Source organism: Kocuria tytonicola (genome assembly GCF_003687455.1).
Taxonomy (GTDB): domain Bacteria; phylum Actinomycetota; class Actinomycetes; order Actinomycetales; family Micrococcaceae; genus Kocuria; species Kocuria tytonicola.
In genome coordinates this window covers 1-13,573 of sequence record NZ_PHOA01000067.1, presented here as the reverse complement: position 1 = coordinate 13,573, position 13,573 = coordinate 1, and the positions used below count along the sequence as shown (strand labels likewise).

The following is a 13,573-nucleotide window of genomic DNA, read 5'->3' as shown; positions in this document are numbered from 1 at the left end:
GGGCGGGGTTTGGCATCGCGGCCGGACGAAGGTATAGTTACTGCTCGTTGCGCGGCAGTTCCGGGACAGCCCGGAGCGCGGCGAAACCAGTGGGATATGGTGTAATTGGCAACACAACGGTTTCTGGTACCGTCATTCTAGGTTCGAGTCCTGGTATCCCAGCGCTAGTCGCACTGTCATCGAGCGGTCACGCCGAGGCATGCGCAGCACGTCGAACCACCGGCCGCATGCCGAATTGGTGAGACACGGTGTTGATGTTACTGTTTGGTGCGTCAACGCGGAGGACACAGAAAATCTTCTGGATTCTCCACTGAAAGTACACGGCCCCATCGTATAGCGGCCTAGTACGCCGCCCTCTCACGGCGGTAACGCGGGTTCGAATCCCGCTGGGGTCACGCGCTGAAAGCTCCGGTTTCCACGGAAGCCGGGGCTTTTCGCATGCCCGGTGCACATCACAGTCCGTTACGGGCCGGGTCGCAGGGCGAGGTGCCCTCCGCGCGGCCTGCCTCCACGTACAGGCCTTCCGCAGCCCGACGTGCACTCCTCCGGGCCCTTTGCCCGTTCCGAAGCGGGCTGGCGACCTCCACTTCCTCCCCGAGGCCGTGGCACCGAAACAGCGTGCCTCGGAGGTGCTGGCACAATGACCGTGTGAACACTGAGAACGCGCCCGCAGTGCCGTTGATCGACGCCCTCGAGCAGACCCGTGAGCTGCTCCGGGCCACGACGCTCCCGCTGGCCACCGCCAGCGCGCCGCAGCAGCGTGAGCTGGCGGCCCGCGCCGTGGCCCAGCTGGACGACTACGTCCTGCCCCGTGTCCGCTCGCTGGACGCCCCGCTGCTCGCTGTGGTGGGCGGGTCCACGGGGGCGGGCAAGTCCACACTGGTCAACGCCCTCGTGGGCCACCCCGTCACCCGCTCCGGGGCCATTCGGCCCACCACGCGCCGGCCGCTGCTGATCCACCACCCCCGGGATGCCGGGGCCTGCACCACCCAGCGCGTCCTCCCGCACCTCGCCCGGGTGCGCGGCGCCCTGACGGACCCGTCCCGGACCCCGCAGGCCGGTGCCGACGGCGCGGGGCCGGTGGAGGACACGAGCTCCCTCGTGCTGCTCGGGGACGAGAACATCCCCGAGGGTCTCGCGATCCTCGACGCCCCGGACGTGGACTCGATCTCGGACGAGAACCGGGCGCTGGCCGCCCAGCTGCTCTCCGCCGCGGACCTGTGGCTGTTCGTGACCACTGCCAACCGCTACGCGGACGCCGTGCCGTGGCAGCTGCTGCGCAACGCGGCGGGGCGCGACATCACGGTGGCCGTGGTCCTGGACCGGGTGCAGGCGGCGTCGGCGGCGGAGATCGAGGAGGACCTGCGCCGCATGCTGGCCCAGGAAGGGCTCGGTGCGGCGCCCGTCTTCGTGGTGCAGGAGTCGCCCCTGAACGAGCTCGGCATGCTCCCGCCCGCGGCCGTGGGGGAGCTCCGCTCGTGGCTCGCGGAGCTCGGGGCGGACGCGCACGCGCGCTCCGAGATCGCGGCCCGCACGCTCGGCGGGGCCGTGCGGGAGCTCGCGGACACCACCGACCGCACGGCCGAGGCCGTCGCAGCGCAGCAGAGCACCGAGGACCACCTGCGCCGCGAGGTCACCACGTCCTTCGAGGAGGCCCTGCGCGCGATCGTGGACTCCACCCGGGACGGCACGCTGCTGCGCGGCGAGGTGCTCGCCCGCTGGCAGGACTTCGTGGGGACGGGGGAGTTCTTCCGCGGGCTGGAGGCAGGGATCGGCCGGGTGCGGGACCGCATGACGGCGTTCTTCAGGGGCCAGCCCGCGCCGGAGGTGCGCGTGGAAGAGGCCATCGAGTCCGGGTTGCAGGCCGTGGTCGTGGAGAACACCGCGCGGGCCGCGGAGCTGGCGGAACGCCGGTGGCGGGACGAGCCCGCCGGGCAGGTACTGCTGGCGGGACGCGATGCGGCGGCGCTGCCGGCGGACTACCCCGCGCAGGTCGCGGAGAGCATCCGGGCGTGGCAGTCGGACGTCATGCTCATGATCCAGCAGGAGGGTTCGGGCAAGCGCACGCGGGCCCGGGCCATGTCCCTGGGCGTCAACGCCCTGGCCGTGATCCTCATGATCGCCGTCTTCTCGACCACGGGGGGACTGACCGGGCTGGAGGTGGGCATCGCCGGCGGATCCGGCGTGGTGGGCACCAAGCTGCTCGAGGCCGTGTTCGGCGAGGACGCCGTGCGGCGCATGAGCGAGCAGGCCCGGAAGAACCTCGAGACCCGCATCACGGCACTGCTCGACCGCCGGGCGAAGCAGTTCCTGGACACCATCGACGAGCTGGGGGAGCACCCCTCGGCGGAGCAGCTGCACGCCGCGGCCCAGCGCGTGCGCACGGAGGGTGAGGCCCTGTGAGCCCCCGTTCCCGCACGGAGACCGTGACCCTCTCGGAGCGCATCACCGGCCTGGCGCAGGCCACCGAGATCGCCGAGGGGCGGCTGGACGAGGACGTGGTGCGCCAGGCCCGGCAGACCCTGGACCGGGCGGGCCAGCGCCGCGCACTGTCCGCCGACCACACGGTGGTGGGCTTCTTCGGGGCCACCGGTTCCGGCAAGTCCAGCCTCTTCAACGCCGTGGTGGGCCAGGAGCTCGCCCGCAGCGCGGCCCGGCGGCCCACCACCTCCGCGCCCCTCGCCGCGGTGTGGGGGGAGGAGGGCAGCCAGCCCCTGCTCGACTGGTTGGACGTGCCCGACCGCCGCGTGGTGGGCCCCGCCCTCAGCGTGGCCACCGGACGGGGTCGTAAGGCCTCCACGGCCAGCGGCGGACTGGTGCTGCTGGACCTGCCGGACTTCGACTCCGTGACGGCGGAGCACCGTCAGATCGTGCAGCGCATGGTGGGCCTCGTGGACGTGGTCGTGTGGGTCGTGGACCCGCAGAAGTACGCGGACGCCGTGCTGCACCAGGACTTCGTCCAGCCGCTCGCGCGCCACGGGGCGGTCACCATGGTGGTGCTCAACCAGGCGGACCGGCTCGCGGAGCGCGACGTCCCCACCGTGCTGGGGTCCCTGGCGGAGCTCGTGGCCGAGGACGGCCTGCCCGCCACCGGGTCGAGCGCTCCGGTGGCCGTCTCCGCGCTCACCGGGCAGGGCGTCGCCGAGCTGCGGGACCGGATCCACTCGGTGGCCGCGAGCCGCGCGGCCGCGGGTCAGCGCCTCGAGGCGGACGTCGTCCACGCCGCCACGGAGCTCGCGCACGCCGCCGGGGAGGGTGATCCGCACGGCATTGACAGGGATGCGAGCGAGCGGCTGACCGCGGGCCTCGCCCGTGCCGCGGGCGTCGAGATGGTGGCCGACGCCGCCGCGCGCTCCTACCGCCTGCGCGCGGGGAAGCACACGGGGTGGATCGCCACGCGCTGGCTCGCGCGCTTCCGGAAGGACCCCCTGAAGCGGCTGCACATCGAGAGCCACGACAGGACCTCGGACCCGGGAGTGCACCGCACGTCCCTGCCTCCCATGAACGCCTCCCAGAAGGCCTCCGCCGACTCCGCGGTCCGGGGCTTCGCGGACGAGGTCTCCCGAGGTGCGGGGGAGCCGTGGCGGCGCAGCGTGCGCACGGCGGCCCGCAGCCACCAGGAGACCCTGCCGGACGCCCTGGACCAGGCAGTGGCCCGCACGCGGTTCTCCGCCCGCGGGGCCTCGTGGTGGTGGATCGCGTTCGACGTGCTGCAGTGGCTCGCCATGGCCGTCACGGTGCTGGGCCTGCTGTGGCTGCTCGGGCTCTTCCTCGCCGACTACTTCCAGCTGCAGCTGCCGCCGCCGCCCACGGTGGAGGGGTTCCCGCTGCCGGTGCCCACCCTCATGGTCGTGGCCGGGGTCGTGCTCGCGCTGTTCCTCGCGCTCACGGGCGCGGTGATCGCGTCCCTGGCCTCCCGCGTGCGCGCCCGCACCGTCCGACGCCGCCTGCTGCGCTCCGTGCGCGAGACCGCGCACGACACGGTGCAGGTTCCTGTGGAGCGCGAGCTGCGGGCGCACCGGGAGTTCACAGCAGCACTGGACCGGGCGGCGTCGCCGACCGCCTGACGTGGGATGCGCCCCGGATCGGACCGTGTCAGGCCGCGCTGACCCGCACGGCCTCCGTGAGCTGGCGCGCCGCCTGGACCACCACGTCAGCGTGCTTCTGACCGGGCTGCTTGGACAGCCGCTCGATGGGGCCCGAGATGGAGACCGCCGCGATCACGCGCCCGGACGGGCCGCGCACGGGTGCCGAGACGGACGCGATGCCGGACTCGCGCTCGCCGATGGATTGGGCCCAGCCGCGTCGTCGGACGCCGGCGAGCGTGGTGGCGGAGAACCGTGCGTGCTGCAGACCCTCGATGAGGCGAGCGTGGTCCTCCCACGCCACGAGGACCTGGGCCGCGGACCCGGCCTTCATGGAGAGCTGGGTGCCCACGGGGATAGTGTCACGCAGCCCGATGGGGCGTTCGGCGGAGGCCACGCACACCCGCCACTCGCCCTGCCGGCGGAAGACCTGGGAGGACTCGCCCGTGCTGTCCCGCAGCTGCAGCAGCACGGGGGCGGCCGCGGAGATCAGGCGGTCCTCACCCGCGGCGGAGGCGAGCTCCACGAGACGTGAGCCCAGGACGAACCGGCCCTGGACGTCCCGGCCCACGAACCGGTGGTGCGCGAGTGCGACCGCCAGGCGGTGCGCGGTGGGACGCGCGAGACCCGTGGCCTCCACGAGGTCCGCCAGGCTGGCCGGGCCGGCCTCGAGGGCGTCCAGAATCAGCGCGGCCTTGTCCACGACACCCACGCCGGAGGGGGAGTGGGTGGACTCCTCGCGCAGCCGTGCGCCCGTGCCGTGTCCGCCCAGGGACGAGCCCAGGGGCACGCCGGTGGGATCCATCGCGTTCGTCGTGTCCATGCTCTGATACTGCCGTCTCACAATGCGAGAAGCAAGTCCGCGGAGTGGAACTGGCGAGGGGCAGTGGAGAGCATGGACCGCACAGCGCTTCCCGTGCCCGACTCCGGGCGCCGACGCACGAGCAGGAGAGACGAGATGACCACCACCACGGACACCACCGCACCGCGGACCCTGGCGGAGAAGGTGTGGGACGACCACCTGGTCCGCCGCGGCGGACCCGGGCAGCCCGATCTGCTCTACATCGACCTCCACCTGCTCCACGAGGTCACGAGCCCCCAGGCGTTCGAGGGGCTGCGCCTGGCCGGGCGCGGACTGCGCCGGACGGACCTCACGATCGCCACCGAGGACCACAACACCCCCACCGAGAACATCTTCTCGACCATCGCGGACGAGACCTCCCGCAAGCAGATCGAGACGCTGCGCCGCAACTGCGAGGAGTTCGGCGTGCGGCTGCACTCCCTCGGGGATGCCGAGCAGGGCATCGTGCACGTGGTTGGCCCCCAGCTCGGGCTGACGCAGCCGGGGATGACGGTGGTGTGCGGCGACTCCCACACCTCCACTCACGGTGCGTTCGGGGCGCTCGCGTTCGGGATCGGCACGTCCGAGGTGGAGCACGTGATGGCCACCCAGACCCTGCCGCTGGCCCCGTTCAAGACCATGGCCATCACCGTGGAGGGCACCCTCAAGCCGGGCGTGACGTCCAAGGACATCATCCTGGCCGTGATCGCCAGGATCGGCACGGGCGGCGGGCAGGGATACGTCCTCGAGTACCGCGGCTCGGCCATCCGCTCGCTGTCCATGGAGGCGCGGATGACCATGTGCAACATGTCCATCGAGGCCGGGGCCCGGGCGGGAATGATCGCGCCGGACCAGACCACGCTGGACTACGTGCAGGGCCGCCCGCACGCGCCGCAGGGCGAGGACTGGGACGCCGCCGTGGCCTACTGGCGCACCCTGCACACGGACGAGGGCGCCGAGTTCGACCGCGAGGTGGTCATCGACGCGGACGAGCTGGAGCCGTTCGTCACGTGGGGCACGAACCCGGGTCAGGGCGTGCCGCTGTCCCGTGCCGTCCCGGACCCGGAGGAGGCCGAGGGGGAGGACGCCCAGGACGCCGCCCGCCGCGCCCTGCAGTACATGGGTCTGGAAGCCGGGACGCCCATGAAGCAGATCCCCGTGGACATCGTGTTCCTGGGCTCGTGCACCAACTCCCGCATCGAGGACCTGCGGGCCGCCGCCGAGATCCTCCGGGGCCGCTCCAAGGCCGAGAACGTGCGGATGATGGTGGTCCCGGGCTCCGCGAAGGTCCGGCTGCAGGCCGAGGCCGAGGGCCTGGACCGCGTGTTCACGGACTTCGGGGCGGACTGGCGGTTCGCGGGCTGCTCGATGTGCCTGGGCATGAACCCGGACCAGCTGGCCCCGGGGGAGCGCTGCGCCTCCACCTCCAACCGGAACTTCGAGGGCCGCCAGGGCAAGGGCGGACGCACCCACCTGGTGTCACCGGTGGTGGCCGCGGCCACGGCCGTGCGGGGCACCCTCAGTGCTCCCTCCGACCTCGAACCCGTGGGCTGAGCGCCCGCGCCACCCGCACGAGGGGCAGCCCCACCCGCACGAGGGGCCGCACGGCCCGTAGCTGGCCCGCCGCCCCGAAACCGACGCAGCAGAGAAGGACAGCACCATGGAGAAGTTCGCCACCCACACCGGAGTGGGCGCCCCACTGAAGCACTCGAACGTGGACACGGACCAGATCATCCCGGCCGTGTACCTCAAGCGCATCACCAAGACCGGTTTCGACGACGCCCTGTTCGCGGGCTGGCGCAAGGACCCCGAGTTCGTGCTCAACCGCGAGCCCTACCGCAACGCCTCCGTGCTGGTGGCCGGCTCGGACTTCGGCACGGGCTCCTCCCGGGAGCACGCCGTGTGGGCTCTGCGGGACTACGGGTTCACGGCCGTGATCTCCTCCCGGTTCGGGGACATCTTCCGGGGCAACGCGGGCAAGCAGGGGCTGCTGGCCGCGCAGGTGGAGCAGTCGGACGTGGAGCTGCTGTGGAAGCTCATGGCGGAGCAGCCCGGCGTGGAGCTCACCGTGGACCTCGAGTCCCGCACCGTGTCGTGCGGCGCGGTGACCGTGCCCTTCCAGATCGACGACTACACGCGGTGGCGCCTCATGGAGGGCCTGGACGACATCGGTCTCACGCTGCAGCACGAGGAGGACGTCGAGGCGTACGAGCAGCGCCGCCCGGGGTTCAAGCCCACCACGCTCCCGGCCAGAACCTGAGCGGCGACTGGACCGTGAAGCGCTCGGGGCCGGTAGAATGCTGAGGTCCCGTGCGCATTCCGCCCACGGGAGATCGCTTCCCCCAGATCGGTAGGTCATGACTTCTTTGCGCATCACCGGCGGAGTTCCGCTGTCGGGTCAGGTGACGGTTCGCGGCGCCAAGAACCTCGTCCCCAAGGCCATGGTCGCCGCCCTGCTCGGCTCCACCCCCTCCACGCTGGGCAACGTGCCGGAGATCAAGGACGTCAAGGTGGTCACGAGCCTCCTGTCCCTGCACGGTGTGGACGTCACGCGCGACGACGCCCTGGGCCGCCTCACGCTCGATCCCACCAACGTGACGCGGGCCCGTCACGCGGACATCGACGCGCACGCCGGGGACTCCCGGATCCCCATCCTGCTGTGCGGCCCGCTGCTGCACGCCCTGGGCGAGGCCTTCATCCCGGACCTCGGCGGCTGCCGGATCGGGGACCGGCCCATCAACTACCACCTGGAAGTGCTGCGCAACTTCGGCGCCAAGGTGGAGAAGCTCGAGTCCGGGATCCGCATGAGCGCCCCGCACGGACTGCAGGGTGCCAAGATCGACCTGCCCTACCCGTCCGTGGGTGCCACCGAGCAGGTGCTGCTCACCGCCACCCGCGCCGAGGGCCACACCGAGCTCCGGGGTGCGGCCACCGAGCCCGAGATCATGGACCTGATCGCGATCCTGCAGAAGATGGGCGCGCTCATCACCGTGCAGACGGACCGTGTGATCCGCATCGAGGGTGTCCCCGAGCTCAAGGGCTACGTGCACAGCGCGCTGCCGGACCGCATGGAGGCCGCATCCTGGGGCTCCGCGGCCCTGGCCACCGGCGGGGACATCTTCGTGGCCGGCGCCAAGCAGGCGGACATGATGACCTTCCTCAACACCTTCCGGAAGGTGGGCGGCGGGCTGGACATCCGCGAGGACGGCATCCGCTTCTACCACCCGGGCGGTGACCTGAACCCGCTCATCGTGGAGACGGACGTGCACCCCGGGTTCATGACCGACTGGCAGCAGCCGCTGGTGGTGGTGCTGACCCAGGCCAAGGGCGTGTCGATCGTGCACGAGACCGTGTACGAGAACCGCTTCGGCTTCACCCGGGCACTGAACCGCATGGGCGCGGTCATCCAGGTGCACCGCGAGTGCCTGGGCTCGGTACCGTGCCGCTTCGGGCAGCGCAACTTCCTGCACTCCGCGGTGATCTCCGGTCCCACGCCCCTGCAGGCAACTGACATCCACATCCCGGACCTCCGGGGTGGCTTCTCCCACCTGATCGCGGCGCTGTCCGCGGAGGGCGTCTCCCACGTGACAGGGGTGGAGCTGATCAAGCGCGGCTACGAGCACTTCACGGACAAGCTGAGCGGCCTGGGCGCCACCTTCGACATCGACGAGCGGTGAGCGCGGCCGCCGACCTCCGCGGGGGCGAGAGTCCCTGCCGTCACCAGGGGCGCAGCGCCCCGCACCGTCGTGCCCCGTTCCTGGAGGAGTGGAAGCCCGCATGAGCAGAACATCCCAGCGATCCACGTTCCGGGTCCTCGCGGCCGGGATCGTCCCCGTCTACCGCTCCCTGGCGGTCCCGCACTGGCGGGGCACGGAGAACTTCCCGGCCGCGGGCGGGTTCGTGGTGGCCGCCAACCACCTCACGGAGCTGGATCCCATCGTGGTGGCCCACGCGGTCTACAGGGCGGGGATCATGCCGCGTTTCCTGGCCAAGGAGTCCCTGTTCCGGATTCCCGTGGTGGGCAGGCTGCTGTCCCGGATCGGGCAGGTGCCGGTGTACCGCGGCACCTCGCGCGCCAAGGACTCGCTGGACGCCGCGTTCACGGAGCTGGACAGTGGCGGTGCCGTCATCGTCTACCCCGAGGGCACGATCACCCGGGACCCGCGCATGTGGCCCATGCGCGGACGCACCGGCGCCGCGCGGCTCGCGCTGCAGGCGGGCGTCCCGGTGGTGCCCGTGGCGCACTGGGGGGACCAGGAGATCCTCTACCGCGACCCCGAGGGCCACCGCACCGCGCACCCGTTCCCGCCCAAGCGCGTGCACGGCGTCGTGGGGACGCCCCTGCACGCCGAGGACCTCGTCCCGGGCGGGCTGGCGCACCCCGGCCACCCCACCGCGAACGAGCTGGCGCACGCCACCACCGTCATCATGGCGGCCGTGGCCGAGCTGCTCGGTGAGCTGCGCGGCGAGCCCGCCCCCCGGGACCTGATGGACCCGCGCGCCGACCGCGCGGCGTCGTCGTCCGGCGGCGCAGCGGCGGCAACGGCGGGGGCGGCGTCCGAGGACGACGCCGCCCGCGCACCGGGCGAGACCGACCCCGGCGACGAACCCAGCTCGGCCGGCGGGAGCGTGGCCCCGTGAGCGCGCCGCGCGAGGAGCCGCGCCGGATCACGGTCCTCGGCGCGGGGTCCTGGGGGACCGCCTTCGCCAAGGTCCTGGCCGACGCCGCCGCGGACGCGGGCGCGCAGCGCACCGTGTGCCTGTGGGGGCGCACCCCCGAGTCCATGGCCGCGCTGACCAGGGAGGGCCGCAACGAACGCTACCTGCCGGGAGTGGAGCTTCCGGGGGCCCTGGAGTTCTCGAGCGACCTGGAGAGTGCACTGCGCGGTGCCGAGCTCGTGGTGACCGCGATTCCCGCCCAGTCCCTGCGGGAGCAGCTCGTGGTGGCTGCACCCTTCCTCGAACCGGCCGCCGTGGTGCTGTCCCTGGCCAAGGGGCTGGAGACGGGGACGGGTCTGCGCATGACGCAGGTGGTCGCGGAGGTTCTCGGGCAGTGCACGGAAGCGACGGCCGAGGAGTGGGCACGGCGCACGTGCGTGCTCTCCGGGCCGAACCTGGCCATGGAGATCGCCCGGGAGGAGCCCACGGCGTCGGTGGTGGCCGCCCCCGAGCACGAGACCGCCGCGTGGGTGGCCCGCTGCTGCGCGGCGCCCTACTTCCGCCCCTACACCAACACGGACGTGGTGGGCACGGAGATCGGCGGGCTCGTGAAGAACGTGATCGCCCTGTGCGTGGGCATCTGCGACGGGCGCGGGTACGGGGACAACTCCAGGGCCTCCGTGATGACTCGCGGGCTCGCGGAGACCACGCGGCTGGCCACCGCCCTGGGCGGCCGCACGTCCACGCTCTCCGGGCTCTCCGGCATGGGGGACCTCGTGGCCACGTGCTCGTCCTCCCTCTCCCGCAACCACACGGCCGGCAGGCTCCTGGGGTCCGGGCTCACGCTCGCCCAGGTGCAGGACGCCATGACCCAGACCGCCGAGGGCATCAAGTCCGCGCCGGCGGTGCTGGAGCTGGCCCGCCGCCACGGCGTGGACATGCCCATCACGGAAGCCGTGGTGGGCGTGCTGCGCAACGACATCCCCGTCCAGGAGCTGGCCCCCCGGCTGCTGGGCCGCGACCTGAGATCCGAAGGGAACAGCGCATGAGCACCAGCCACGAGAACCCGGAGGCCACGGCCGAGGGCAGCAAACCCTGCGTCGCCGTGGTCTTCGGCGGGCGATCCTCCGAGCACTCCATCTCGCTCATCACCGCCCGGTCCGTGCTGCGCGCGATCGACCGGGAGCGGTGGGACGTGGTGAGCGTGGGCATCTCCACGGACGGCGCGTGGTTCCTGTGCTCCCAGGAAGAGCTCGAGGCCCTGCTGGACGAGCACCCGATGGCGCAGCTGCCCGTGGGAACGCACCGCGTGAGCCTCCCGCTGCAGACCGGGGACAGCCGACTGCTCATCCACGACACCGCCGAGAACGGGGCTCCGCTGTCCCGTGGGCGCCACGTGGACGCGGTCTTCCCCCTGCTCCACGGTCCGTTCGGGGAGGACGGCACCCTGCAGGGTCTGCTGGAGCTCGCGGACCTGCCCTACGTGGGGTGCGGTGTGGCCGCGTCCGCGATCGGGATGGACAAGCACTTCATGAAGCTCGCGTTCGAGGCCGCGGGGCTGGAGGTGGGCCCCTACACGGTGGTGCACGACCGGACGTGGCGCACCGACCCGCAGGGCGTGCGGGAGCGCGTGGCCGAGCTGGGGTTCCCGGTGTTCGTCAAGCCCGCGCGCGCCGGCTCGTCCTTCGGCATCACCCGCGTGGACGACCCCTCGCAGCTGGACGCCGCCATCGCCAGCGCGCGCGAGCACGACCTCAAGCTCGTGGTGGAGGCCGAGATCGAGGGCCGCGAGATCGAGTGCGCGGTGCTCGGCGGGCACGGCACGGACGAGGCCCGGGCCTCACTTCCCGGGGAGATCGAGGTCCACGGCCACGCGCTCTACGACTTCGAGGCCAAGTACGTGGAGAACGACGGCGCCACGCTCTCCTGCCCGGCGCGGCTGCCGGAGGAGGTCATCGACACGCTGCGCCGCGAGGCCGTGCGGGCCTTCCACGCCGTGGATGGCGAGGGCCTCTCCCGCTGCGACTTCTTCGTGACCCATGACGAGCGCGTGGTCATCAACGAGATCAACACGATGCCCGGGTTCACTCCCATCTCCATGTACCCCCGCATGTGGGCGGCCTCGGGCATCGAGTACAGCGCGCTGATCGACGAGCTGATCACCCTGGCGCTGGAACGGCCCGTGGGTCTACGCTGACGCGCAGCCGCCCCGAGGCGGGGACCCGCACCGGGAGGAACGCCATGTGGCACAAGACCGGGATGATCGTGCACGAGCGCGACCCCTACAACGCCGAGACCTCGCGGGAAGGCCTGCTCGCACCGATCACCGGGGCGGCGTCCTTCTACGTGCGCAACCACGGCCCCGTCCCGGACGTGGACGAGCGCACCTGGTCCTTGGCGGTGGGCGGACTCGTGGAGTCCCCGGCCCGCCTCACGCTGGCCGAGCTGACGGAGAACTTCGCGCACCACGAGGTGGTGGCCACCCTGCAGTGCGCGGGCAACCGGCGCAGCGGCTTCCTCCCCGTGGAGGACATTCCGGGTGAGGACCCCTGGGGCCCCGGAGCCACCTCCACCGCGCGCTGGACCGGCGCCCGGCTCGGGGACGTGCTCCGCTCGGCGGGGCTGCGCGACGGCGCGGCGCACGTGGAGTTCGAGGCCCCCGACGTCTCCGACCTCGCGGACCCGCCCCAGCGCTACGGTGGCTCGGTGCCCCTCGGGAAGGCGCTCGCGGACGAGGTGCTGCTCGCGTGGGCCATGGACGGTGACCCCCTGCCGCGGGTGCACGGCGGCCCCGTGCGAGTGGTGGTCCCCGGCTGGATCGGGGCGCGCAGCGTCAAGTGGGTCGAGCGCATCACGGTGCGCACGGACCCCTCCGCGAACTGGTTCCAGGCCACGTCCTACCGGCTCCTGCCGCCGGAGACGGATCCGGACTCCGCCGGGCCGGGGGACGGGATCTCCCTCGGACCCGTGGCCCTGAACTGTGACATCCTCACGCCCGAACCCGGTGAGCGGGTCTCCCCGGGGCCCGTGCGCGTGCGCGGCTACGCGCACGCGGGGGAGGACCGCGGCGTCGCCCGCGTGGACGTGAGCGGCGACGGCGGAGCCACCTGGGTGCAGGCCGACCTGGCGGAGGCCGCCTCTGCCTGGGCCTGGCGGCACTGGCAGGCCTCGCTCGAGCTCGGCACCCCCGGGCGCCGCACGCTGCTGGCCCGCGCGTGGGACACCACGGGGGCGTGCCAGCCGGAGTCAGCGGGCGCGCTGTGGAACCCCAAGGGCTACGCCAACAACTCGTGGGCGCGCGTGCAGGTGCGGGTGGGTGCTCAGGACTGACCCTGCTGCTCCAGCGTGTCCTTGACCGACTGGCACTTGCCCGTCTGCGGCACGTTCTGCACGGCCGAGCCCGCGTCCACGAGCGCGGTGCTGGACGGGACGCGGTCCCCGTCGAAGAGGACCTCCGTGGCGGGGGAGCGGCCGTATGTCACGGCGCGCCACTGGTTCTTCTCGTCCGGCACCTCGGAGATCAGCCAGTCCACCCCGTTCACGGAGGTGCAGGGGTTCGTGGTGGGCCCGGGGGGCTCCACGCCGCAGCGCACGATCATGGCGGACGGGTCCCCGTACGCGGTGGTGCCCTGGCTCGAGGTCTCCCGCTGCTCGAGATCGCTCACGTCGGCGGGCATGGCGAGCATGGCGGACGCGCACGCCGGGTCGGTCGCGTGGGGTGCGCCCTCCGCGGTGACGGTGGAACCGCAGCCGGTGAGGGCGGGCACGCCCGAGAGCGCCGCGGCGCCCGCGGCCAGGCGGCGTCGTGGTCCGGGGGACGACGTCGCCCGGCCGCCACCGCGGGCCGCCCGCGCCGCACGGGGTCCCACCGCGCCGTGGCCACCCGTCCCGGAGCCTGTCACCGGGGGCTGCGCAGACGTCTCGAGCGGGGTGCTGGGCGGGAAGGTCATGGCATCCAGGATAGGCGAACCCGCCTGGGAGGAGGGTC

Annotated in this window: 11 protein-coding genes and 2 tRNA genes; 11 read left to right on the top strand and 2 right to left on the bottom strand. The window is 72.6% G+C overall.

The annotated features are described in order from the left end of the window. The first annotated feature begins 90 nt into the window (after nucleotides 1-90). The 4 genes from CWC38_RS08225 to CWC38_RS08210 all read left to right on the top strand — a co-directional run bounded on the left by CWC38_RS08225 (nucleotide 91) and on the right by CWC38_RS08210 (nucleotide 4,067). Nucleotides 91-162, top strand: a tRNA-Gln gene (locus tag CWC38_RS08225). A 160-nt stretch (nucleotides 163-322) separates the two neighbouring features. Beyond that, nucleotides 323-395 (top strand) — tRNA-Glu (locus CWC38_RS08220). A 253-nt stretch (nucleotides 396-648) separates the two neighbouring features. After that, complete coding sequence (locus CWC38_RS08215) at nucleotides 649-2,403, top strand: dynamin family protein (RefSeq protein WP_121846297.1); 1,755 nt, start codon at nucleotides 649-651, stop codon at nucleotides 2,401-2,403. Then, nucleotides 2,400-4,067, top strand: a complete 1,668-nt coding sequence (locus CWC38_RS08210; RefSeq protein WP_121846296.1) for a GTPase — start codon at nucleotides 2,400-2,402, stop codon at nucleotides 4,065-4,067. The genes CWC38_RS08215 and CWC38_RS08210 overlap by 4 nt, the downstream gene beginning before the upstream one ends. Before the next feature lie 28 nt (nucleotides 4,068-4,095). On the opposite strand, the gene CWC38_RS08205 is transcribed toward CWC38_RS08210, so the two are convergent. Further along, nucleotides 4,096-4,908 (bottom strand): IclR family transcriptional regulator, encoded by an 813-nt coding sequence (locus CWC38_RS08205; RefSeq protein WP_121846295.1) that lies wholly within the window; start codon nucleotides 4,906-4,908, stop codon nucleotides 4,096-4,098. Nucleotides 4,909-5,043: 135 nt separating this feature from the next. Between CWC38_RS08205 and leuC the strand changes: the two genes are divergently transcribed. The 7 genes from leuC (at nucleotide 5,044) to CWC38_RS08170 (ending at nucleotide 12,915) form a co-directional block, all read left to right on the top strand. Further along, on the top strand, nucleotides 5,044-6,480 hold the full coding sequence (leuC, locus tag CWC38_RS08200) for a 3-isopropylmalate dehydratase large subunit (protein WP_121846294.1): 1,437 nt from the start codon (nucleotides 5,044-5,046) through the stop codon (nucleotides 6,478-6,480). A 106-nt stretch (nucleotides 6,481-6,586) separates the two neighbouring features. Next, the gene (gene leuD / locus CWC38_RS08195) at nucleotides 6,587-7,186 is read left to right on the top strand and encodes a 3-isopropylmalate dehydratase small subunit (protein WP_121846293.1); all 600 of its coding nucleotides are present in this window, start codon (nucleotides 6,587-6,589) and stop codon (nucleotides 7,184-7,186) included. A gap of 97 nt (nucleotides 7,187-7,283) precedes the next feature. Continuing rightward, nucleotides 7,284-8,603: a UDP-N-acetylglucosamine 1-carboxyvinyltransferase gene (gene murA, locus CWC38_RS08190; protein ID WP_121846292.1), complete on the top strand. Its 1,320-nt coding sequence runs from the start codon at nucleotides 7,284-7,286 to the stop codon at nucleotides 8,601-8,603. Nucleotides 8,604-8,703: 100 nt separating this feature from the next. Next, nucleotides 8,704-9,567 carry a lysophospholipid acyltransferase family protein gene (locus CWC38_RS08185; protein WP_121846291.1) on the top strand — a complete coding sequence of 288 codons (864 nt, stop codon included), beginning with the start codon at nucleotides 8,704-8,706 and terminating at the stop codon, nucleotides 9,565-9,567. Further along, nucleotides 9,564-10,634, top strand: a complete 1,071-nt coding sequence (locus CWC38_RS08180) for an NAD(P)H-dependent glycerol-3-phosphate dehydrogenase (protein ID WP_121846290.1) — start codon at nucleotides 9,564-9,566, stop codon at nucleotides 10,632-10,634. Before CWC38_RS08185 ends, CWC38_RS08180 begins: the two co-directional genes overlap by 4 nt. Beyond that, nucleotides 10,631-11,782: a D-alanine--D-alanine ligase family protein gene (locus CWC38_RS08175; protein WP_121846289.1), complete on the top strand. Its 1,152-nt coding sequence runs from the start codon at nucleotides 10,631-10,633 to the stop codon at nucleotides 11,780-11,782. The genes CWC38_RS08180 and CWC38_RS08175 overlap by 4 nt, the downstream gene beginning before the upstream one ends. 44 nt (nucleotides 11,783-11,826) lie before the next feature. After that, the gene (locus CWC38_RS08170; protein WP_121846288.1) at nucleotides 11,827-12,915 is read left to right on the top strand and encodes a sulfite oxidase; all 1,089 of its coding nucleotides are present in this window, start codon (nucleotides 11,827-11,829) and stop codon (nucleotides 12,913-12,915) included. On the opposite strand, the gene CWC38_RS08165 is transcribed toward CWC38_RS08170, so the two are convergent. Continuing rightward, nucleotides 12,906-13,573, bottom strand: a 668-nt coding sequence (locus CWC38_RS08165) for a DUF3515 family protein (protein WP_240625166.1), incomplete at its 5' end; no start/stop codon positions are given. The genes CWC38_RS08170 and CWC38_RS08165 overlap by 10 nt on opposite strands.